At 70.3% G+C, this 22,334-nt stretch carries 20 protein-coding genes; 18 read left to right on the plus strand and 2 right to left on the minus strand.

Features of this window, described 5'->3' with window-relative positions; all coding sequences use genetic code 11:
* The first annotated feature begins 158 nt into the window (after positions 1 to 158).
* The 8 genes from truB to ACWICD_RS02685 all read left to right on the plus strand — a co-directional run bounded on the left by truB (position 159) and on the right by ACWICD_RS02685 (position 7,199).
* Positions 159 to 1,187 (plus strand): tRNA pseudouridine(55) synthase TruB, encoded by a 1,029-nt coding sequence (gene truB, locus ACWICD_RS02650; RefSeq protein ID WP_454139187.1) that lies wholly within the window; start codon positions 159 to 161, stop codon positions 1,185 to 1,187.
* Positions 1,184 to 1,552, plus strand: coding sequence for a hypothetical protein (locus ACWICD_RS02655; RefSeq protein WP_376130786.1), 369 nt, complete (start codon positions 1,184 to 1,186; stop codon positions 1,550 to 1,552). Before truB ends, ACWICD_RS02655 begins: the two co-directional genes overlap by 4 nt.
* Before the next feature lie 49 nt (positions 1,553 to 1,601).
* Positions 1,602 to 2,039 (plus strand): hypothetical protein, encoded by a 438-nt coding sequence (locus ACWICD_RS02660; RefSeq protein WP_376130783.1) that lies wholly within the window; start codon positions 1,602 to 1,604, stop codon positions 2,037 to 2,039.
* Positions 2,036 to 2,995 (plus strand): bifunctional riboflavin kinase/FAD synthetase, encoded by a 960-nt coding sequence (locus tag ACWICD_RS02665; protein WP_376130780.1) that lies wholly within the window; start codon positions 2,036 to 2,038, stop codon positions 2,993 to 2,995. The genes ACWICD_RS02660 and ACWICD_RS02665 overlap by 4 nt, the downstream gene beginning before the upstream one ends.
* Positions 2,992 to 3,714 carry a hypothetical protein gene (locus tag ACWICD_RS02670; protein WP_454139188.1) on the plus strand — a complete coding sequence of 241 codons (723 nt, stop codon included), beginning with the start codon at positions 2,992 to 2,994 and terminating at the stop codon, positions 3,712 to 3,714. Before ACWICD_RS02665 ends, ACWICD_RS02670 begins: the two co-directional genes overlap by 4 nt.
* A 119-nt stretch (positions 3,715 to 3,833) precedes the next feature.
* On the plus strand, positions 3,834 to 4,841 hold the full coding sequence (gene deoC / locus ACWICD_RS02675; RefSeq protein ID WP_376130775.1) for a deoxyribose-phosphate aldolase: 1,008 nt from the start codon (positions 3,834 to 3,836) through the stop codon (positions 4,839 to 4,841).
* Positions 4,842 to 4,896: 55 nt separating this feature from the next.
* Positions 4,897 to 6,339, plus strand: a complete 1,443-nt coding sequence (locus ACWICD_RS02680; RefSeq protein WP_376130772.1) for an aldehyde dehydrogenase family protein — start codon at positions 4,897 to 4,899, stop codon at positions 6,337 to 6,339.
* Entirely contained in the window at positions 6,336 to 7,199 is an 864-nt protein-coding gene (locus tag ACWICD_RS02685; RefSeq protein ID WP_454139189.1) for an aldehyde dehydrogenase family protein, read from the plus strand. The genes ACWICD_RS02680 and ACWICD_RS02685 overlap by 4 nt, the downstream gene beginning before the upstream one ends.
* A 438-nt stretch (positions 7,200 to 7,637) precedes the next feature.
* Here ACWICD_RS02685 and ACWICD_RS02690 read toward each other — a convergent pair whose 3' ends face one another.
* A complete protein-coding gene (locus ACWICD_RS02690) occupies positions 7,638 to 8,354 on the minus strand; it encodes an NRDE family protein (RefSeq protein WP_454139190.1) in 717 nt (238 codons plus the stop codon).
* A 44-nt stretch (positions 8,355 to 8,398) separates the two neighbouring features.
* Here ACWICD_RS02690 and coaBC point away from each other — a divergent pair, with 44 nt between their 5' ends.
* The 7 genes from coaBC (at position 8,399) to ACWICD_RS02725 (ending at position 17,225) form a co-directional block, all read left to right on the plus strand.
* Positions 8,399 to 9,619 (plus strand): bifunctional phosphopantothenoylcysteine decarboxylase/phosphopantothenate--cysteine ligase CoaBC, encoded by a 1,221-nt coding sequence (coaBC, locus tag ACWICD_RS02695; RefSeq protein ID WP_454139191.1) that lies wholly within the window; start codon positions 8,399 to 8,401, stop codon positions 9,617 to 9,619.
* A gap of 75 nt (positions 9,620 to 9,694) precedes the next feature.
* On the plus strand, positions 9,695 to 10,594 hold the full coding sequence (locus tag ACWICD_RS02700) for a glycerophosphodiester phosphodiesterase (protein WP_376130760.1): 900 nt from the start codon (positions 9,695 to 9,697) through the stop codon (positions 10,592 to 10,594).
* 34 nt (positions 10,595 to 10,628) lie between these two features.
* The gene (locus ACWICD_RS02705; protein WP_454139192.1) at positions 10,629 to 11,270 is read left to right on the plus strand and encodes a hypothetical protein; all 642 of its coding nucleotides are present in this window, start codon (positions 10,629 to 10,631) and stop codon (positions 11,268 to 11,270) included.
* A 195-nt stretch (positions 11,271 to 11,465) separates the two neighbouring features.
* The gene (locus ACWICD_RS02710) at positions 11,466 to 13,628 is read left to right on the plus strand and encodes a DEAD/DEAH box helicase (RefSeq protein ID WP_376130754.1); all 2,163 of its coding nucleotides are present in this window, start codon (positions 11,466 to 11,468) and stop codon (positions 13,626 to 13,628) included.
* Between the two features lie 24 nt (positions 13,629 to 13,652).
* A complete protein-coding gene (locus tag ACWICD_RS02715) occupies positions 13,653 to 14,711 on the plus strand; it encodes a hypothetical protein (protein ID WP_454139193.1) in 1,059 nt (352 codons plus the stop codon).
* 98 nt (positions 14,712 to 14,809) lie between these two features.
* On the plus strand, positions 14,810 to 15,838 hold the full coding sequence (locus ACWICD_RS02720; protein ID WP_376130748.1) for an ATP-dependent 6-phosphofructokinase: 1,029 nt from the start codon (positions 14,810 to 14,812) through the stop codon (positions 15,836 to 15,838).
* Positions 15,839 to 16,250: 412 nt separating this feature from the next.
* Positions 16,251 to 17,225, plus strand: coding sequence for a hypothetical protein (locus tag ACWICD_RS02725; RefSeq protein WP_376130745.1), 975 nt, complete (start codon positions 16,251 to 16,253; stop codon positions 17,223 to 17,225).
* Between the two features lie 222 nt (positions 17,226 to 17,447).
* Here the strand turns inward: ACWICD_RS02725 and ACWICD_RS02730 are convergent, their stop codons facing one another.
* Positions 17,448 to 19,562: a S9 family peptidase gene (locus tag ACWICD_RS02730; protein ID WP_454139194.1), complete on the minus strand. Its 2,115-nt coding sequence runs from the start codon at positions 19,560 to 19,562 to the stop codon at positions 17,448 to 17,450.
* A 157-nt stretch (positions 19,563 to 19,719) separates the two neighbouring features.
* Here ACWICD_RS02730 and ACWICD_RS02735 point away from each other — a divergent pair, with 157 nt between their 5' ends.
* Genes ACWICD_RS02735 through ACWICD_RS02745 form a run of 3 tightly spaced genes read left to right on the plus strand, consistent with a single transcriptional unit; the run spans position 19,720 to position 22,324 of the window.
* Positions 19,720 to 20,997 (plus strand): inorganic phosphate transporter, encoded by a 1,278-nt coding sequence (locus tag ACWICD_RS02735; RefSeq protein ID WP_376130739.1) that lies wholly within the window; start codon positions 19,720 to 19,722, stop codon positions 20,995 to 20,997.
* On the plus strand, positions 20,994 to 21,326 hold the full coding sequence (locus tag ACWICD_RS02740) for a peptidase (protein ID WP_376130736.1): 333 nt from the start codon (positions 20,994 to 20,996) through the stop codon (positions 21,324 to 21,326). The genes ACWICD_RS02735 and ACWICD_RS02740 overlap by 4 nt, the downstream gene beginning before the upstream one ends.
* Positions 21,327 to 21,355: 29 nt before the next feature.
* A complete protein-coding gene (locus ACWICD_RS02745; RefSeq protein WP_454139195.1) occupies positions 21,356 to 22,324 on the plus strand; it encodes a phosphodiesterase in 969 nt (322 codons plus the stop codon).
* Positions 22,325 to 22,334 lie beyond the last annotated feature (10 nt).

Here is a 22,334-nt window from a genome sequence, read left to right on the forward strand (position 1 = left end):
GGGAGAAAAGGATACAAACGCCTATACCCCCCCCCACCCCCCAACAACAAAGCCACAACGACGCCCAAGACTTGTGGCGCCCCCCAGCGGTCTCGGCGCGCCGTTGCGGTCTCGCGGTCACGTCTGTCGGCCCCGGAGGGCGTCGTAAGCTGGAGGGTATGCCCGCGCCCCGCATCGTCCTCGTCGACAAGCCGCAGGGGATCACGAGCCACGACGTCGTCGCGCGCGCCCGCCGCGCCTTCGACACGCGCAAGGTCGGGCACGCCGGCACGCTCGACCCGATGGCGACGGGGCTCCTCGTGCTCGGCGTCGAGGGCGCCACGCGCCTGCTCACCTACATCGTCGGCCTCGACAAGACCTACGAGGCGACGATCCGGCTCGGGGTCTCGACGGACACCGACGATGCCGAGGGCGAGATCACGGCGACGACGGATGCCGCGGGCCTCGACGACACCGCCATCGCGGGCGCCGTCGCCGGCCTCACGGGACTGATCTCGCAGGTGCCGAGCACGTACTCGGCGATCAAGGTCGACGGCCGGCGGGCGTACGACCTCGCTCGCTCCGGTGAAGCGGTGCAGCTGAAGTCGCGCGAGGTCACCGTGTCCCGGTTCGACGTGCACGAGGTGCGCCGCCCTTCGACGAGCTCAGGGACCGGGGAAGCCGGCTCAGGGACCGGGGCTGCCGGCTCCGGGACCGGGGACGCCGGCTCAGGGACCGGGGACGCCGGCTCAGGGACCGGGGACGCGACGGGCTCAGGGACCGGGCCAGGGTCGCCCCAGGGGACGATCGACCTCGATGTCGTCGTGGACTGCTCGAGCGGCACGTACATCCGCGCCCTCGCGCGTGACCTCGGTGCGGCTCTCGGCGTCGGCGGGCACCTCACCGCGCTGCGGCGCACCCGCATCGGGCCGTTCCCCCTCGCGCAGGCGGCGCTCATCGACGATCTCGCCGAAGCCGACGCGCTGACCCCCGCCGCCGCGGCGGTCGCCGTCCTGGGTCGCCTCGACGTGACCGAGGACGAGGCGCGCGACCTGCGTCACGGCAAGCGACTCGCGGATGCCGCATCCCGTCTGCCCGCATCGCCTACGGCCGCCGTCGCGCCCGACGGCGGCCTCGTCGGAATCGTCGAAAAGCGCGGGGCCGACGTCAAGAGCACCATGAACATGCCCGAGGAGGCAGCCGGATGATCCTGTGGTTCTCGATCGCTCAGGTGGCGGTCGCCGTCGTGGCGGGGCTGCTGTGCGTCGTTCTGGGGCTCGCCGGGCGGCGTCCGAGCGACCTGACGGTCGGCGCGCTGGCGCTGATCGAACTGCTGCTCATCGCGCAGGTCGTCAGCGCGATCGTCTCGCCGCTGGCGGGCAACCCCCCGACGGGGAGCCTTCTCGAACTGTGGGTGTACCTCGTCTCGGCCGTCATCCTGCCGCCGGCCGCAGCTTTCTGGGCCCTCCTCGAGCGCAGCCGCTGGAGCACCGTCATCATGGGCGTCGCGGCCCTGTCGGTCGCCGTCATGGTGTGGCGCATGCAGGTCATCTGGACGGTTCAGGTCGCGTGAAACCGCGCGCGCCGCGAGGGTGCGGCATCCGCCCTAGGATTGACAGGTCATGTCGTCGCCTGCTCGCCCCCGCATGACCGGCATCGGCCGCGTGCTCGTGATCGTCTACGCGGTCATGGCGCTCGCCGCCACCGGTCGCTCCTTCGTCCAGATCGTCCGCGAATTCGACGAGGCACCGCTCGCGTATTCGCTGTCCGCGCTGGCGGCCGTCGTCTACATCCTCGCGACGCTCGCGCTCGTGTTCTCACGATCGCGCACGTGGTATCGCATCGCCTGGGCTGCGATCGTGTTCGAGTTGCTCGGCGTGCTCGTCGTGGGCACGCTGTCGCTCGTCGTCCCCGAGATCTTCGGACACCCGACCGTGTGGTCGTGGTTCGGACTCGGCTACGTCTTCGTGCCGCTCGTTCTGCCCTTCCTCGGACTGTGGTGGCTCATCACCCACCGCACACGTCAGACGGCCGCCGACCGGGTCGTGGCCGCGCCATGATGATCTTCCGCTCCCCAGCCGAGGTGCCCGCCGGGTTCGGCCCGTCGATCGTCGCGATCGGCAAGTTCGACGGCATGCACGCGGGTCATCGCGCCGTCATCGATCGGGCCAGAGTGGATGCTGCCGCCAGCGGCGCGCGCGTCGTCGCGGTGACGTTCGACCGCAACCCCCTCGCTCTGCTGCGGCCGGACATCTGCCCTCCGACGCTCGTCGGCGTCAACCAGAAGCTGCAGCTGATCGAGCGGACCGGGGTCGACGCGACCCTCATGCTGACGTTCGACCGCGCTCTGGCCGACCTCACCCCGCGCGATTTCGTCGAGCAGGTGCTCGTCGATGCGCTCGGCGCGCGGGTGGTTCTCGTGGGCGGCGACTTCCGCTTCGGCCGCGGCGGAGCCGGCACGGTCGAGGTGCTGTGCGAGCTGGGCCGCGAGTTCGGCTTCGAGATGCAGGTCGTCGACGACGTGCGCGCCGTCGAGAGCGACCGGCGCGTGTCGTCGACGTGGGTGCGCGAGCTCCTCGCCGAGGGCGAGGTCGCGACGGCGGCGAAGCTGCTCGGCCGGCCGCACGCGGTGTGGGGAGAGGTCGTGCACGGGCTCAAGCGCGGTCGCGAGATGGGCTTTCCGACGGCGAACCTCGCCCCCGACCTCGAGGGCTTCGTGCCCGCCGACGGCGTCTATGCGGGGTGGCTCGTCGATGAGACCTCCGCCGACGGCCTGCGCCCGGGCGTCCGCCATCCTGCGGCCATCAGCGTCGGCACGAACCCGACATTCGACGATGTGCCCGTGCGGCAGGTCGAAGCCCACGTGCTCGACGAGACCGACCTCGATCTGTACGGTCACCGCGTCGAGGTGCAGTTCACCGACCGCGTGCGCGGTATGGTCGCGTTCGAGGGCATCGACGCCCTCATCGATCAGATGACCGATGACGTCGAACGGGTGAGGCGAACACTGACATGACCGATGACGAGCGCACGAACCGCGGCACAGTCTCCCTCGCGCGCAAGATCATCGTCGGCATCATCGTCGTCTCGTTCGGCGCGGCCGCCGTCGGCGGCATCGCGGTCCTCCTCGGCGGCTCGCTCGATGAGATGGGCGCACGCGTGCTCGGCACGACGGCGGTCATCGGAGCCTTCAGCGTCGCGGTCCTCTGCTGCGTCGCCCTCGCGGGGCGCCGCCTGCAGGCCTTCGGCCTGATCGGTGCGGCGGTGTCGGTCATCGCCGCCGCGCTCGTGGTGCTCCTGCTCTGGTACGAACCGGCGTCGTGGGACGTGTCCGACAACCTGTGGCGTGTGGCCGGGACGGGCATCGCCATGACCGCGGCGTTCGCATTGGCCTCGCTGCTCCTTCTGCTCGCAGATCGCCGGCAGCCGGCCGTGCGATGGGGTCTCATCATCACCCTCGGCTTCTTCGCCGTCGTGCTCGGTTTGACCGTCTACCTCATCTGGTGGGGCGAGACGATCGACGACGACGCGTACGCACGAGTGCTGGGGATCTTCGCGATCCTCGCGGCGCTGGGCGCGATCGTCGTGCCGGTCATCTCGCTGCTGCTGCGGGAACGGCCGACCGCCGGCTCGCTGTCGCGGCAGGCCGTCGAGCGCCTCGACGCGGAAGCCGCGCGACGCGGTATCTCCCCGGACGCTCTCGTCGACGAGCTGCTGGCTGCTCCGCGCGCATAGACCTGCGCTCGAGGCGGCTCTACGATCGAGGCCAGACAGCGTTCTCGTCCGTCCACGGCGGGTAGGCTCGACGCTTGCGAACGGGCCGGTCCGTCGCACCGCACGCCACAGGGAGAACCATGAGCCGATCCGACCTGCAGACGCTCCCCGAGCGCGCCGTCGAACTGCTCGGCGGCGAGCCCGACGACACGACGCTGCGACGCTACCTGCACGGGCTTCCGGGTGTCGACGCCGTGGGGCTCGAACAGCGCGCGGCGGCGCTGGGCACGCGGTCCATCAAGACGTCGTCGAAGGCGTGGGCCCTCGACAAGATCATCTCGCTCATCGATCTGACGACGCTCGAGGGCGCCGACACCCCCGGCAAGGTGCGCTCCCTCGTCGCGAAAGCCCTGAACCCGGATGCCGCGGACCCGACCTGCCCGCGCGTCGCGGCCGTGTGCGTCTATGGCGACATGGTGCCGGACGCCGTCTCGGCTCTCGGCTCCGCGCACGGCGACCCCGACGACGGCGGAGTGAGCGTCGCGGCCGTCGCCACGGCGTTCCCGAGCGGCCGCGCGTCGCTGGCGATCAAGCTCGCCGACACCGCAGAGGCGGTCGCGCACGGCGCCGACGAGATCGACATGGTCATCGACCGCGGTGCGTTCCTCGCGGGGCGCTACGGCCTCGTCTTCGACCAGATCGCGCAGGTCAAGCAGGCGTGCCGTCGCGAAGACGGCACGTTCGCGTCGCTCAAGGTCATCCTCGAGACGGGTGAGCTCAACACCTACGACAACATCAAGCGCGCGTCGTGGCTTGCCATCCTCGCGGGCGGTGACTTCATCAAGACGTCGACGGGCAAGGTGCAGCCCGCCGCGACCCTGCCGACGACTCTTCTCATGCTCGAGGTCGTGCGCGACTGGTATCGCGCGACGGGCGAGAAGATCGGCGTGAAGCCGGCAGGCGGCATCCGAACGTCGAAAGACGCGATCAAGTACCTCGTGACGGTCGCTGAGACCGTGGGCGAGGAGTGGCTGCAGCCCCACCTCTTCCGCTACGGCGCATCGAGCCTGCTCAACGATGTGCTGCTGCAGCGCCAGAAGCTGACGACCGGACACTACTCCGGTGCCGACTACGTGACGATCGACTGATGGGCACCGCACGGGCGGTCCCCGAGCCTGCCGACGAGCAGCACCCGGGAGAGAAATGACATTCCTCGAGTACGCACCCGCGCCGGAGTCGCGCGCGGTGCTCAACCTGCGAGACGCCTACGGGCTCTTCATCGACGGCGAGTTCCGCGACGGATCGGGGGAGTCGTTCGCGACGATCTCACCCGCCGACGAATCGCACATCACCACGATCGCGGCGGCGACCGAGGCCGATGTCGACACCGCCGTCGCAGCCGCACGCCGTGCCTACGACAAGACCTGGTCCCGCATGAGCGGCCGCGACCGCGGCAAGTACCTCTTCCGCATCGCCCGGCTCGTGCAGGAGCGCGCACGGGAGCTCGCCGTCGCCGAGAGCCTCGACAACGGCAAGCCCATCAAGGAGAGCCGCGACGTCGACGTGCCGCTGGTGGCGGCATGGTTCTTCTACTACGCGGGCTGGGCCGACAAGCTCGACCATGCGGGGCTGGGCGCGAACCCGAGACCGCTCGGCGTCGCGGCGCAGGTCATCCCGTGGAACTTCCCGCTGCTCATGCTCGCGTGGAAGATCGCCCCGGCGCTCGCGGCCGGCAACACCGTCGTGATCAAGCCCGCCGAGACCACTCCGCTGTCGGCGCTCATCTTCGCCGAGATCCTGCAGCAGGCCGACCTGCCGCCCGGTGTCGTCAACATCGTGACGGGCGCGGGAGCGACGGGCGCGGCACTCGTGCGGCATCCCGACGTGAACAAGGTCGCCTTCACCGGCTCGACCGCCGTCGGCCGTGAGATCGCCAAGGCGGTCGCCGGAACCGACAAGAAGCTCACGCTCGAGCTCGGCGGCAAGGCGGCGAACATCGTCTTCGAAGACGCGCCCGTCGATCAGGCGATCGAGGGCATCGTCAACGGCATCTTCTTCAACCAGGGGCACGTCTGCTGCGCGGGCAGCCGTCTGCTCGTGCAGGAATCGGTGCACGACGAGGTCGTCGATCGGCTCAAGGAGCGACTGTCGACGCTGCGTCTGGGCGATCCGCTCGACAAGAACACCGACATCGGCGCGATCAACTCGCGCGAGCAGCTCGAGCGCATCCGCGAGCTCAGCAGCATCGGCGAAGAAGAGGGCGCCGAACGCTGGAGCGCGCCGTGCGTCATCCCCGACAACGGCTTCTGGTTCGCCCCGACGATCTTCACGAACGTGCAGGCGTCGCACCGCATCGCGCGCGACGAGATCTTCGGACCGGTGCTGTCGGTGCTGACCTTCCGCACGCCCGCCGAGGCGATCGACAAGGCCAACAACACGCCGTACGGGCTGTCCGCCGGCATCTGGACCGACAAGGGGTCCCGCATCCTCGCGGTCGCCGATCGCCTTCGCGCCGGCGTCGTGTGGGCGAACACGTTCAACCGCTTCGACCCGTCGTCGCCGTTCGGCGGATACAAGGAGTCCGGCTACGGCCGTGAGGGCGGCCGGCACGGCCTCCTCGCCTACCTGAAGGGAGGCACAGCGTGAGCAAGCGGCTGACTGTGCCGAAGACGTACAAGCTCTACATCGGCGGAAAGTTCCCGCGCAGCGAGTCCGGGCGCACCTATGAGGTGCTCTCGAAGAAGGGCGACTTCCTCGCGAATGCCGCGCTCGGATCCCGCAAGGACGCGCGAGACGCCGTCGTCGCCGCCCGCGGAGCCGTGAAGGGCTGGTCGGGGGCGACCGCCTACAACCGCGGACAGGTGCTCTACCGTGTCGCCGAGATCCTCGAGGGACGCCGCGCGCAGTTCATCGACGAGATCATCGCGCAGACCGGGGTGTCGTCGTCGGCCGCCGGCGCCGAGGTCGACGAGGCGATCGACCGCTGGGTCTGGTACGCGGGCTGGTGCGACAAGTTCGCCCAGGTCGCCGGCAGCGGCAACCCCGTCGCCGGTCCCTACTTCAACATCTCGGTGCCCGAGCCGACGGGCGTCGTCGGCGTCGTCGCTCCGCAGGACACCGCGCTCGTCGGACTCGTGTCGGCCATTGCGCCGGCACTCGTGACGGGCAACGCGGTCGTCGTCGTGGCATCCGAGCGTTTCCCGCTCTCGGCGATCTCGCTGGCCGAGGTGCTCGCGACGTCGGACGTGCCAGGAGGAGTCGTCAACGTGCTCACGGGCTCGCCCGCCGAGATCGCGCCGTGGCTCGCGTCGCACCCCGACGTCAACGCCCTCGACCTCGTGGGTGCGGGCGACATCGACTGGATCGATCTGCAGATCGCCGCCGCCGAGACGCTGACGCGCGTGCTCCCGCCCGAGAACGGTCCGGATGCCGCGGCTCCCGCGCTCGCGCGCATCGCCGCCTTCACCGAGACGAAGACCGTCTGGCACACCAAGTCCCTCATCTGACGCGTCCGCCGGAGCGGCGGCATCCGTCGAACCGTACCGATCCCGTCGTGCGTCGGTGTCCGGAGCGGCTGCATTCGTCGAACCGTACTGATCACGTCGAACCGCACCGCCTCGACGTACGGTTCGACGGGAACGGTACGGTTCGGCCAACAAGGGGGGTAATTCGGCTACCACGGGGGTAGACGGAGCGGCGGCATCCGTCGAACCATATCGATCCCGTCGAACCGCACCGCCTCGACGTACGGTTCGACGGGAACGGTACGGTTCGGCCAACAAGGGGGGTAATTCGGCTACCACGGGGGTAGACGGACCGGCAGCATCCGTCGAACCATATCGATCCCGTCGAACCGCACCGCCTCGACGTACGGTTCGACGGGAACGGTACGGTTCGGCGGCCAAGGGGGCTAGTTCGGCGCCAAAGGGGGGTAGACGGAGCGGCTACGAGAGGGTGAGGCCGCCCCAGGCGCCGGGAACGGCGAGTTCGCCGTAGTGCACGTCAAGACCTGCCGGTGAGACCTGCGCGACGCACGCGAGCAGCGACAGCGTCGGATAGCCGTACGGGCGGTTGTCACGGATGATCGCGCGGTCGTCGGTGCTCGGAAGCTCGGTCGAGCGCTCCAGGACCGAGAGCCACGGATGCCACCACGCGGCGTCCGCGCCCGGTTCGGCCGCGCGGAAGTGGTCGAGCCAATGCGCGATGCGCGGTGTCGTGGCATCGTCGACGTCGCCGTGCGCGATCATGTGCGTGCCGGGAGCGAGCCGTTGCGTGCGCAGGCGATCGCCGTCCCACGATGACACCCGCGCACTCCCGGGTCCGACCTCGACGAGGTTGAACCCGTGCGTCGCGGGGGATCCGGCGGGGGAGCGGCCCGCGACCGAATCCAGCACGACGCCGCCGCGCGACTCCAACTCGGACTCGGGTCGCGCCGAGACGTCGGCGCGGTTGAGCAGCACGGCGAGCCGCCGCGTGTCGGCGTCGGCTGCGAGCCATGCCCCGCCCGCCCGGACGTCACGGACGCCGACGACGCCCTCGTGCTGCTCGGGCCACCAGCGCCCGAGCGGATTCCAGGGACGCGCGGGGTCTTCGTCGCGGATCGCGAGCAGACGGATCGCCTCACCCGGTGCATCGGGTACACGGATGACGACGGTGCACATGCGGTCTCCTGTCTCGTCGGGCGCGGTCGTGCCAAGATCGGATGATGTTCGTCGTGGTCGGAGTCACCGGCGGGATCGCCGCCTACAAGACGGTGCATCTCGTGCGCCTCCTGGTTCTGGAGGGGCACGACGTGCACGTCGTGCCGACGGCCGATGCCGTGCGGTTCGTCGGGTTGCCGACCTGGGAGTCGATCAGCCGCAATCCCGTGACGACCTCCGTCCACGACGATGTCGCCCGCGTGCGTCACGTCTCGCTCGGCCAGTCGGCCGACCTCGTCATCGTGGCGCCTGCGACGGCGAACAGCCTCGCGAAGATGGCCACGGGACTCGCGGACGATCTCCTCGGAACGACCCTACTCGCCACGGTGGCACCGGTCGTCGTGGCGCCCGCCATGCACACCGAGATGTGGCGGCACCCCGCGACCGTCGCCAATATCCAGACCCTCCAGGCGCGCGGGGTCACGATCGTCGGGCCGGATGACGGGGCGCTCACGGGCGGCGACACCGGTCCCGGCCGGATGTCGGATCCCGAGGCCATCGTCGCGGCGGCGCTCGCCGCGGTCGGTTCCGATGCGCGCGATCTCGCGGGGCTGCGGGTCGCCGTGAGCACGGGGGGCACACGCGAGCCGATCGACCCCGTGCGCTTCATCGGCAATCGGTCGAGCGGTCGACAGGGGGTCGCCGTCGCCCTCGCCGCCGCCGACCGCGGTGCCGAGGTGGAGCTCGTCGCGGCTCACGTCGATGACGGCGTGCTGGCGGCAGCATCCGCTCATCCCCGCGTGCGGATCGTGCGCGTCGGCACGGCGGCCGAGTTGCAGGACGCCATGGGGCCGGCGGCCGCGAGTGCCGACGTCGTCGTCATGGCAGCGGCGGTGTCCGACTACCGGGTCGCCGACGTGGCGGACCGCAAGCTCGCGAAGGAGGACGCCGACGGCGGCATGACCCTGCATCTCGTCGAGAACGACGACATCCTCGCGGCGCTCGCGCGTGGTCGCCGCGAGCGGCAGACGATCGTCGGGTTCGCGGCGGAGACGCCCGGTGACGGGGACTCGCTGCTCGACCGCGGGCGCCGCAAGGCCGCGCGCAAGGGCACCGACCTGCTCGTCGTCAACGAGGTCGGCTGGAAGAAGGGCTTCGAGGCCGAGGGAAACGATGTCGTGATCCTGGATGCCGCGGGCCGGATCGCCGCGAGCGCGAAAGGGTCCAAGCGCGCCGTCGCCGACGCGCTCTGGGACACGATCCGCAGTTCGCGACAAAAGACATAACGAAAAGGTAACGACTGGGGCTAGGGTGGTCGCACGGCGTCGAAGACGATGCCGCGAAGCAGGAGGACCCGCCCGATGCCCGACCGATCCGCATCCGCCCGTCAGGGCGATCGGATGCGAGCGCTCGTCGTCGTCTGCGTGCTGTCGATCGTGAGCGTGCTCATCGCGCTCGTGGGGGCGACTCCCGCGCGGGTCGGCACGACCGAGCTGCTCGGAGATCCGCGCGCGCCGGGGGATGCGGCGTTCATCGCGAGCCACCGCGGTGGTGGTGCGACGGCGCCCGAGAACACGCTGCCGGCGATCTCGGCGGCGCTCGCCGCCGGGTTCGACTACGTCGAGGTCGATGTCGCACTGACGCTCGACGGCCACGCCGTGCTGATGCACGACGCGACGGTGGATCGCACGACCGACGGGCAGGGGCGGGTCGAGGCGCTGACGCTCGCGCAGATCCGCGAGCTCGACGCGGGGGCCTGGTTCCACCCGGACTACGCCGGTACCCGTGTGCCGACCGTCGCGGAGTTCCTCGATGTGCTCGCCGAGACACCGCAACGGGCGCTGCTCGAGCTGAAGGGGGAGTGGGATGCGGCATCCCTCGCCCGTCTCGTCGACGAACTCGAAGCGCGCGACATCGAGCGCCGGGTCGCGCTGTCCAGCTTCGACGCCCGCACCCTTGCGCTCGCGGCGGACGCCTCCGATCTGGCTCCGCGGCTGCTCATCCTGCGCCAGCTTCCCCCCGACGTCGTGCGCGCGGCGGCCGAAGCGGGAGCGCGCGGCATCGTCGTGAGCCGCAGCGCCGTGCTCGAACAGCCCGGCATCGTCGACGAAGCGCACGCCGAGGGCTTGCGGGTCGTGGTCTACACGCTCAACTCCGACACGCACTGGGACGCCGTCACGGCCCTGGGCGTCGACGGGATCGTGACCGACGATCCCGGCACGCTGTCCGAGTGGCAGCAGGCGGTCGCCGGCGAGCGGTAGGGTCGGGGCGTCGCATCCGCCTCGGGAGGTTCCCATGTCATCGCGTCGCCGTCCCCTCGTGCGCGTCTCGGCCGTCGTCTCGGCGATCGCCCTCGCGATCCTGACGACCGGGTGCCAGCCCGAGCCCGGTCCGACCTCGTCCGGGTCGTCGTCGCCGTCGACCTCGCCCACCGCGACGACGACTCCCTCGGCCACGCCGTCCGTCACGGGCGATCCCATCGGCGACCTCGTGCTGCCGTCGGCATGCGAGGCGATCTACTCGCCCGAGATGCTCGCGACCCTCGAGGCCGAGGTCCCACCGCTCAACGACCCCGGCATCACGATGCTGTCGACCCAGAACGTCGAGGCGATCGAGATCCTGTCCGCCGCCGCCGAGACGCTGCGCTGCACGTGGGGCCCGCCGTCCGAGCGCGGCATCGCGACGAACGTGACGATCGTGACCGCCGAGCAGCGCGATGCCCTCTTCCAGGCGTTCGAGCGGGAGGGGTTCGCGGCCGAGGATCTCGGCGAGGGCACGATCCACCGGATCGAGCAGGAGATGATCACGCAGGACGACGAGATCGTCAGGCTCGGCGAGACCCACTACATCGGCGGCGACGGGTGGATCTCGACGCGCTGGATCAATGTCTCGCCCGAGGGATACACGGAAGACATCGTCCGGTCGCTGTGGGACTGAGCGTCTCGACGCGCTAGGATGGTCGCCGGGGAGCCCGCCCCCGATGTCGCAGCTCGCAGAAGCGAGTGCCCGCGGCCGGAGGTGGCGAGATCCCGTCCGTGTCAGTGACGGCAGCCCAGCCGCCCGCGGAAGCACAAGCCTCGCCGGTCTCGACCGGTTCCGCCGGAGTATCCGGCGCAGATCCTCAGGAGGAGCATGCCGACCACGGCATCGACCACCGGTAAGTCGTCGCAGCGGCGACGCAAGCCCGCCTCGTCATCCCGGCGCGATGACGAAGCCCCCATCATCCCGATCCTCGCCCGCAAGGTGCGCGAGGTCGAGGCGAAGTCGCAGCGCGGCAAGCTCGGCCCGACCAACCGTGTGAAGTTCCAGGTCATCGCGTTCCTCGTGCGCGAAGAGCGCGCGCGAGTGAAGGCCGACACGTCGCTCGGCGACAGCCCGCGCTCCGAACTGCTCAAGCGGCTCGACGGCGTCGCGACGATCCTCGCCAAGACGGCGGCGCGCGACACATCGCTCATCCAGCTGCTCGAGGTCGACCAGGCGACGTCGCCGGTCGCCAAGCGCATGCGCCGCGACTGGTTGCTCGAGTCGGGTGCCGAGCTCGCACCCGACGAGCTCATCATCACGGATGCCGCACCCGTCGCGGCCCCCGTGGTCCCGGCCGCTCTCGCCGAGCGGCAGGTGATCCCGCCGCGCGTCGAGGCCCGCCGCGAAGCCAGCCCCTTCCTCGAGCCCGACCTCACGCTGCGCGCGCCCAAAGAGACGCCGCGCCGCCGACTCGACGGATGGGAGCTCATGGGCCCCCTGTACAAGGCCTTCGAGACCGGTGCCGGTGGCGGATCGGCCACGATGCCCCTCCCGCCCGTGCCCGAGTTCGACCGGATCTCGCCCAAGGGGCTCGAGGTCATGGTGCACCAGTCGCGCTTCCTCGAATCCGTGCGCGACGGGCACCGCACCTTTTTGCTCGCCGACGAGCCGGGCCTGGGCAAGACGGCGGAGTCGGTGCTCGCAGCATCCGTCGCCGGCGCCTACCCGCTGCTGGTCGTCGTGCCGAACGTCGTCAAGATGAACTGGGCCCGCGAGGTCGAGCGGTGGACGCCGCAGCGCCGGGCGACCGTCATCTCGGGCGACGGCGAGGACATCGACGCGTTCGCCGACGTCTTCATCGTCAACTACGAGATCCTCGACCGGCACCTGTCGTGGCTCTCGTCGATCGGGCTGCAGGGCATGGTCGTCGACGAGGCGCACTTCATCAAGAACCTGTCGTCGCAGCGCTCGCAGAACGTGCTCGCCCTCGCGACGCGCATCCGCGAGCAGGTGCGCGACCCGCTGCTCATGGCCCTCACCGGAACGCCGCTCATCAACGACGTCGAGGACTTCGACGCGATCTGGCGTTTCCTGGGGTGGACCAACGGTGAGAAGCCGGGCCCTCTGCTGATGGAGAAGCTCGACGACACGGGACTCACCCCGGCCGACAAGGCGTTCTATCCCGAAGCGCGCGAGGCCGTCATCTCGATGGGGATCGTGCGCCGCCGCAAGAAGGACGTCGCAGCCGACCTTCCCGACAAGCTCGTCGCCGACCTTCCGGTCGAGCTCGACGACGACTTCGGCCGGTCGATCCGCGAAGCCGAGCGCGAGCTCGGCGAGCGTCTCGCGGCGAAGTACCGCCGCATCATCGAGGCTCGCGGCGACCGGGGCCTCGCACCCGGCGAGGTCGACGACGACATCGTGCGTCTGGTCGCCCACAACGAGCTCGAAGAGTCCAAAGCCGCCGGCACGGGGTCGGAGAACGTCTTCACGATGGTGCGGCGGATCGGCCAGGCCAAGGCCGTGCTCGCGGCGGACTACGCCGCGCAGCTGCAGCGCTCGGTCGGCAAGGTCGTCTTCTTCGCGAAGCACATCGATGTGATGGATGCCGCCGAGGCGCACTTCGCCGCAGCGGGACTCAAGACGGTGTCGCTGCGCGGCGATCAGACGACGACGGCGCGCCAGCAGGCGATCGACGACTTCAACAACGACCCCTCGGTCGGCATCGCGGTCTGCTCGCTCACGGCCGCCGGCGTCGGCGTCAACATGCAGGCGTCGTCGAACGTCGTGCTCGCGGAGCTGTCGTGGACGGCTGCCGAGCAGACGCAGGCGATCGACCGCGTGCACCGCATCGGTCAGGACGAGCCCGTCACGGCGTGGCGGATCATCGCGGCGCACACGATCGACACGAAGATCGCCGAGCTCATCGACTCGAAGCAGGGTCTCGCCGCGCGAGCCCTCGACGGCGAAGCGCTCGACCCGCAGTCGAGCGACTCCGTGCAGCTGTCGGCGCTCATGCACCTGCTGCGTCAGGCGCTCGGCGGGGAGTGACCTCGCGTCGCTAGGGTCGAGGGCATGGCTCTCGACCCTTCGGCCCTGCTCGCGGGTCCGCGTGGGCGGCGGCTGTGCCTGGAGTACCTGCTCGAAGGCGCGTGGTCCGGCGGTGACGACGCGGTGACGACGGCCTACTTCTGGGCGACGCGTGCGCTCGACCCGGATCCCGGCACGCTGTTCACGATCGGCGGTGACGCCACGCCCACCGAGATCGTGGTCTCGCCGGAGGAGGCGGCATCCGCCCTTGCGACACTCGATGCTCCAGAGCCGACCGAGCGCTCACTGCGTGTGGCACTGAGGGCATCCGTCGACCATGCGATGTACTGGCAGGCACCGAACGGCGCAGACGCGCTCGCCGCGACGGATGAGCTGCGTCCGGTGCTCACGCGCGTCGCCGAGATGATCGCCGCCTCGCCGCACGCGCAGTGGTGGCGCTCGGGCGTTGCGCTGAGCGACCAGTGGGCGGTGCACTGGGGTGGCGGGTCGGCGACGAAAGACGATCCCGCAGCGGCGCTCGCCGCGTGGGGCTCCGCTGTTCGCGCCGAAGAGGTGGATGCTGCGCGCGAGCGGCCGTCCGACGCGACCGCGCGCTTCAGCGGCACGTGGTGGTCCACGCCCTCAGCTGTCCTGCACTCGACGCGAAGCCTCGGGCGCATCGGCCCGTCGGAGTTGTGGTCCGTCGAGGACTTCGGCGGCTGGGATACCGCGATCGCGTCGCCCGTGCTGCCGGCATCCGCTCGTGTCCTCGAGATCGACGGCGCGGACGCGTGGATCGACCTGTGCCGGCGGCATCCGCTCATCGTGACCGCGTCGCGGCGACACGACTGGTACCGGGTCACGGGGCGCGACGGCGGGTGGGTGCAGCCGGACTGGGAGTCGGTCGCCGCCGTGGCAGACGGTGTGCACCTCACGGTGGCCGGGTATCTCGAGGCGGCGACGCGGCTGCTCGACGTCGATGACGGGTGGGGGAGCGTCATCGCGGGGTGGGCGCCCGACGCGACGTACTGGTTCGCCCGGACGCTGGTGGCGGGTCCGTCCGTCGAATGGATGCGCGACGCGGATGACTGGCACCGAGCCTGATCGCGCGCCGCCGGACGTCTGGCATCCTCTGCTCGAGCGGCGATAGTGTCGAACCGGCACCGTCGCCGTACCCACGTACCGACAGCAAGGACCACAGCATGAAGATCGGCATTCTGACCAGCGGCGGCGACTGCCCCGGGCTCAACGCCGTCATCCGCGGCATCGTGCTCAAGGGAACGACGACCTACGATCTCGAGTTCGTCGGCATCCGCGACGGGTGGCGCGGCGTCGTCGACGCCGATTTCTTCCCGCTCACGCGGCACGAGGTCAAGGGTCTGTCGAAGGTCGGCGGCACGATCCTCGGCACGTCGCGGACGAACCCGTACGAGGGGCCGCGCGGCGGCGCCGAGAACATCGCCAAGACACTGTACGGCCACCGCATCGACGGCATCGTCGCGATCGGAGGCGAGGGCACGCTCGCCGCCGCCGACCGGCTCGCGAAGGACGGCATCAATGTCATGGGCGTGCCCAAGACGATCGACAACGACCTGCGCGCGACGGACTACTCCTTCGGGTTCGACACCGCCGTCAACATCGCGACCGACGCGATGGACCGACTGCGCACGACGGGGGACTCGCACCAGCGCTGCATGATCGCCGAGGTCATGGGCCGCCACGTCGGCTGGATCGCGCTGCACGCCGGCGTCGCGGCCGGTGCCCACGTCATCTGCATCCCCGAGGTGCCGCTGTCGATCGACGAGATCACGGCCCAGGTCATGCGCGCGCATGACCGCGGTCGCGCGCCGTTGGTCGTCGTGTCCGAGGGCTTCACTCTCAAGGGCATGGACGAGGCCTACAGCGACAAGGGTCTCGACGCCTTCAACCGCCCCCGGCTCGGCGGGATCGGCGAGGTCCTGGCGCCCGAGATCGAGCGCCTGACCGGCATCGAGACGCGCTCGACGGTGCTCGGCCACATCCAGCGCGGCGGGTCGCCGTCGGGCTTCGACCGCGTGCTCGCGACGCGGCTCGGGTTGCACACCGCCGACGCCCTCGTCGACGAGGCGTGGGGGCAGATGGTGGCGCTGCGCGGCACCGACATCGTGCGCGTACCCTTCGCCGAGGCCCTCGGCGAGCTCAACACCGTGCCGCTGTACCGCTACGAAGAGGCCGCCGCCCTCTTCGGCTGACCTTGCGGGGGCGGGACGGGCGGGCGTCGGGCTTGGGCGCCGGGTGGGCGTCGGGCGTCGGGCGTCGGGCGTCGGGCATCTGGCGCCGAACCCGACCCATTCCGTCGAACCGGACTTCGTCGACGTGCGGTTCGACGAGATCGGTACGGTTCGGGTATCTAGCACCATGGCTCGGGGCCTCGCCTGCGCGGCCCTGCGCGTCGCGCGAGCCGCGGCATCCGTCGCCCGTTTCCGGGTATGCCACGAACCCGACCCATTCCGTCGAACCGGACTTCGTCGACGTACGGTTCGACGGGGTCGGTGCGGTTCGATGTCACCGCGTGTGTTCCTCCACAGGTGTGCGCGAGAGCAGAGCGGCCACAGATGGCGGACGGGGAAGCAGATCGCGATCCCGCGCGGCGATAGTGGAGGGATGCTGCTTACTCCGCCCGCCACACTTGTGCTCGCGCGCGAGCACCCGGCTCTCGTGCGTCGAAGGGATCACCACCGCGTGCGCCCGGGTGTCTACGTGGACGCAGCGGTGTGGCGAGCGCTGCAACCGTGGGATCGGTACCTGCTGCGCGTACACGCTGTCGCCATCACGTGGAACGAGCCGGTGTTCTGCCTCGAGTCTGCCGCGGCCCTTCATGGGCTTCCGACCTTCGGAGAAGCCCGTCACATCCACCTGCTGAGTCCGGATGCCACCACCCGTCGCCGTGGTGATGTCATCGTCCACGGAGCTCGCGACGGCCGCCGAATCGACGTCGTCGAAGGCGTGTGCGCGACCGCGCTCACGGACACCGCCGTCGACCTGGTGCGGGTGCTTCCGCCCGCGTTTGCGCTCGCCGTCGCCGATGCCGCGCTGCGACACGGCGGCACGGATGCGGCGATCGACTTCAGCGCCGCCGGTCGAGCGCAGGCGAATCGCCGCGGCATCCGTCAACTCGACTGGGTCCAAGAGCGCGCGACAGCTGAAGCGGAATCGTCGGGTGAGTCCGTCAGCCGTGCGGTGATCGAGTGGCTCGGGTACGAACGGCCCGAACTGCAGGTCGAGTTCGAACACGACGACGGTACAGACCGCGTGGACTTCTTCTTCCGAACGGCGCGGGTCATCGGCGAGTCGGACGGGTATGGCAAGTACGACGCCTCGAATCGCGCGGCGATGAGGGCGCACTTCGTCCGCGAGAAGAAGCGTGAGGACCGCCTGCGACCCCGGGTCAACGGCTTCGGCCGCTGGGATTGGGCGGATACGCTCCGAGTCGAACCGCTGGACGCCAAGCTGCGCGCTGCAGGCCTCGCGCCCGTTCGTCCGCGGCACTCTTCGATGCTCGCGACGCTCGCCGCCAACCCGCGCTCGCTGCCGCCGAAACGAACCCGACCTGTTTCGTCGAACGGGACGTCGTCGTAGTCGGGTTCGACGGAAACGGTACGGTTCGGCGATCCGGGGCCGGATTGCGCGCCCGCGCGACGCCGAGCCCGCCCGCGCGGTCCCGACGCCCTCACGGGCTCCCGCGCGGGGCCGGATCCGCCCGCGCGACGCCGCGCCCGCGCGGGGCCGGATCGCCCGCCCGGCGCCGACGCCCGCGTGCCGCCCGCCCGCCCGCCCGCGCGGGCCGCCACCCGGGGCCGGTCAGTCGGCCACGCCGACCACGTCGAGCATCCACGCGAGCTCGAACGCGCGCTCGCGCCAGGCGTTGTAGCGACCGCTCACGCCGCCGTGACCGGCGACCATCTCGCACTTCAGGAGCGCGTCGGCTCCCACCTCGCGCAGGCGGGCGACCCACTTCGCCGGCTCGACGTACATCACACGCGTGTCGTTGAGCGACGTGACGGCGAGGATGCGGGGGTAGGCGACACCCTCCCGCACGTTCTCGTACGGCGAGTACGTCTTCATGTACGCGTACACGCCGGGGTCGTGCAGCGGGTCGCCCCACTCGTCCCACTCGATGACGGTGAGGGGCAGCGACGGGTCGAGGATCGTCGTGAGCGCGTCGACGAAAGGCACGTCGGCGAGGATGCCGGCGAACAGCTCGGGGGCGAGGTTGGCGACGGCGCCCATCAGCAGCCCGCCCGCCGAGCCGCCTTCACCGATCAGCTGCGCCGGTGTCGTGTACCCCTCGTCGATCAGGTGGCGGGCGCAGGCGACGAAGTCGGTGAACGTGTTGCGCTTGTTCAGCAGCTTGCCGTCTTCGTACCACTGGCGTCCCATCTCGCCGCCGCCGCGCACGTGCGCGACGGCGAACATGACACCGCGGTCGAGCTCGGACAGACGTGCGACCGAGAACCCCGGCTCGATCGAGTGCTCGTACGAGCCGTACCCGTAGAGGTGCACGGGGCGCGGCGCGGCACCGGCTTCGCCGAACGAGCGCTTCCACACGAGCGAGACGGGGATCCGGGCACCGTCCTGCGCCGTCGCCCACACGCGCGCCTGCGCGTAGTCGGCGGGGTCGTAGCCGCCCAGGACCGGCTGCCGCTTGCGCAGGTGCATCCGCTTCGAGGCGAGGTCGTAGTCGTAGACAGTGCCGGGCGTCACGAACGACGCGAAGGCGATGCGCAGCATCGGGGGCGCCCATTCCGGGTTGCCCGACGCTCCCGCGGCGTACAGCGGCTCGTCGAACGCGATCTCGTCGACGTCGCCCGTGGCGTAGTCGAGCAGGCCGAGCCGCGCGAGTCCGCCGCGGCGGTACCCGAGCACGCCCCAGTCGCGGAAGGTCGACAGGCCGAGCAGGCGCTCACCCGCGCGATGCGGCACGATGACCGTGCGCTCGCCGCCCGGGTCGGATGCCGCGACGCGGACGAGTTCGAAATCGAGGGCTTCGTCGTTGTGCAGGATGAACAGCACATCCTCGCCGTCGATCACCGCGTGGTCGGAGTCGTACTCGATGCCCTCGGTGCGCGGCCACACGACGCGGGGCTCGCCGCGGAGGTCGTCGGCGTCGAGGAGCCACTCCTCGGACGTGATCGAGGACCCGAGCCCGATCACGAGGTAGCGGTCGCTGCGGGTGAAGCCCGCTCCGACCCAATACCGCTCGTCGGGCTCGTGGAACAGCTTCTGGTCGGAGGAGACGGGCGTGCCGAGCTCGTGCAGCCACACGGTGTCGGGCCGCCAGGCGTCGTCGACCGTCGTGTAGACGATGAAGCGGCCGTCGGGTGAGAACGTCGCGCCGGCGAACGTGTCGGGGATCTCATCGGGCAGCTGCTCGCCCGTCACGAGGTCGCGGACGCGGATCGTGTAGCGCTCGTCTCCGGCGTGATCGATGCCGTACAGCAGGCGCGTGCCGTCGGACGTGACCTCGAAGCTGCCGAGCGAGAAGAACTCGTGGCCCTCGGCCTCGGCGTTCCCATCGAGCACCACCTGCTCGCCGGGCACATCGGTGTCGGGAGAGAGCGACGGCGGCGTCCAGTCGTCGGGCGAGGCGAGGGGAGCGCGGCATTGGATGCCGTACTGCTCGCCCTCCACGGTGCGTCCGTAGTACCACCACTGCCCGCGCCGCACCGGCACCGACAGATCGGTCTCGAGCGTGCGGCCCTTGATCTCGTCGAAGATCCGCTCACGCAGATCGGCGAGATGCGCCGTGCGTGCATCGGTGTAGGCGTTCTCGGCTTCGAGATGCGCGATGACATCGGCATCGTCCTTGTCGCGGAGCCATTCGTAGCGGTCTTCCACAGCGTCTGCGTGGTGCGAGCGCACCGAGACACGCGGCGACGCGACGGGGGCAGGCAGGGCGGATTCGTGAGCGGTCACGGCACAACGTTAGCCGCCGCCGCGACGAGTCGAGTTGACCGCGGGCGGACCCGGTGTCAGGATTCTTTCTGGCCGGTTGCCGGTTCCTGAATTCTGGGTGAACTGTTCGTTCGTCACGTCGATATCTTCGGCATCACATCCTCATACGAAAGCGAACGTGGAAGCCGCAGCCCTCATCATCGTGCTGGTCATCGCACTGGCACTCTTCTTCGACTTCACCAACGGGTTCCACGACACCGCGAACGCGATGGCCACGCCCATCGCGACGGGCGCGCTCAAGCCCCGCACCGCCGTGCTGCTCGCCGCCATCCTGAACCTCGTCGGCGCGTTCCTGTCGACCGAGGTCGCGCGGACCATCTCGGGCGGAATGATCCGCGAAGACGAGATCTCGGCGACCGTGTTTCCCTCGATCATCTTCGCGGGACTGATCGGCGCCATCACCTGGAACATGCTGACGTGGCTGCTCGGGCTTCCCTCGTCGTCATCGCATGCCCTGTTCGGCGGACTCATCGGAGCCACGCTCGTCGGCGCGAGCGCCATGGCGATCGACTTCGGCGTCGTCATGAGCAAGGTGATCCTGCCCGCCCTCATCGCACCGCTGACGGCCGGCATCATCGCCTACACCGTGACGAAGCTCGCGTATGCCATCACGCGCCGTTACGACACCAAGCCCGACGGACGCGACGGCTTCCGGTGGGGGCAGATCTTCACGTCCTCGCTCGTGGCGCTCGCCCACGGCACCAATGACGCCCAGAAGACGATGGGCGTCATCACCCTGGCGCTCATCACGGTCGGCTGGCAGTCCACCGCGAACCCCGACCCGCAGCTGTGGGTCATCGTCGCGTGCGCCGTCACGATCGCGCTCGGTACTTACATGGGCGGCTGGCGCATCATCCGCACGCTGGGCAAGGGCCTCACCGACGTCAAGCCCGCGCAGGGCTTCGCGGCCGAGACGTCGACGGCGGCGACGATCCTCGCCTCGAGCGCCCTCGGCTTCGCGCTGTCGACGACGCAGGTCGCCTCGGGCTCGGTCATCGGCTCGGGGCTCGGCAGGCGCGGATCCAAGGTGCGCTGGCGCACGGTCGGCCGCATCATGATCGGCTGGCTGCTGACCCTCCCCGCCTCGGGAGCGGTCGGCGCGCTGGCGGCTCTCGTCGTGGTGTGGCTGGGCACGTGGGGCGTCCTGATCGACGCCGTGATCGCGCTCGTCATCATCCTCGGACTGTTCTGGCGCTCGCGACGGAACGTCGTCGACTCCGCCAACGCGATGAGCGATGTGGCCGAGTCCGGCCGGGCCGTCAAGGTCAAGCGCAACCCGCCCCCCACCCGCCGGCAGCGGGCGGTCGCGCGCGAAGAGGCCCGCCGCGTCGCCGCCGTCGAGCACGCAGAACGCAAGGCCAAGCGCGCGGCGGCGAAGAAGGAGCAGAACCGGTGATCACGATCGACTGGATCGCCTTCCTCGAGGTCTTCGCCGCGAGCCTCATCGCCGGAGTGCTCGTCGTCACCTCGTACGCCGTCGGGCTGCGCCTGCTCGTGCGCGCCGGCAGGGCGCCGGTCGTCGCGCCGGCCGAGTTCACCGACGCGATCACGGTGATCACCGAGAAGGAGGCACGCCGGGCCGAGAAGGCCGCCGCGAAGGCCGCCCGAAAGAGCCCACTGACCGAGGGGCAGAAGCGCCTCGCGCTCGTGGGCGCCTACGGATGCTTCGGACTCTGCTCGCTGGCCGTGCTCGGCGGCATCCTGCTCATCGTCTTCAACCACTGAGCGTCGCAGGGTCGCCGTAGGCTGACCTCATGGTCACGACCCCACCTCCAGGCGCCCCGCTCGCGTCGTCCGAGGACGCTGCCACCGGGGACTCGGCGCCCGTGCAGTTCGGCCAGTACCCGCCCGCGCGGCGGACGCTCCTGCACCTGAGCGACACGCACCTGCTCGCCGGCAACGCGCCGCTCGCGGGCCGGATCGACACCGAGGCGAACCTCGTGCGCACGCTCGAAGCGGTCGAGCGGATGCGGCTGCGGCCCGACGCGATCGTCTTCACGGGCGACCTGACCGACCTCGGCGAGCCCGAGGCCTACCGCGCGCTGCGCACTGCGGTCGAGCCCGTCGCCGAACGTCTGGGCGCCCCGATCGTGTGGGTCGCCGGCAACCACGACGAGCGCCCCGCGCTGCGCGAAGCGCTGCTCGGCCTCGCCCCGACCGAAGACGCCGTGACGGGGGTGTGGGACCTCGGGGGACTGCGCCTCGTCGCCCTCGACACGACCGTGCCCGGCTGGCATCACGGCGAGCTCGACGATGCGCAGCTCGCCTGGCTGCGCGATGTGCTCGCCGAACCGGCACCCTTGGGCACCATCCTGGCTCTGCATCATCCGCCGCTGCCATCGCACGTGCGGCTGTTCGACATCCTCGAACTGCGTGAACAGCACCGCTTCGCCGAGGTCATCGCGGGCACCGACGTGCGGGCCGTCCTCGGCGGCCACCTCCACTACTCGACGAGCGGCACGTTCGCCGGCATTCCCGTGAGCGTCGCGGCCGCGACGTGCTACACGATGAACCTCACCCGGCCCGCCGCCGAGGTCAACGGCACCGATGCGGGGCAGTCCTTCCACCTCGTGCACGTGTACGACGAGACGATCACGCATTCGGTCGTCCCCGTGCTGGACTCCCCGACGTCCGACGGCTTCTCGCAGGAGTGGCTCGACCGCATGGCGGCGCTGTCGCCGGCCGAACGGCTCGAAGCGTTCTCCCGCAAGCGCGCGCCGTAGCCGCCTCGTA

It is taken from the genome of Microbacterium sp. NPDC055357, from assembly GCF_053644835.1.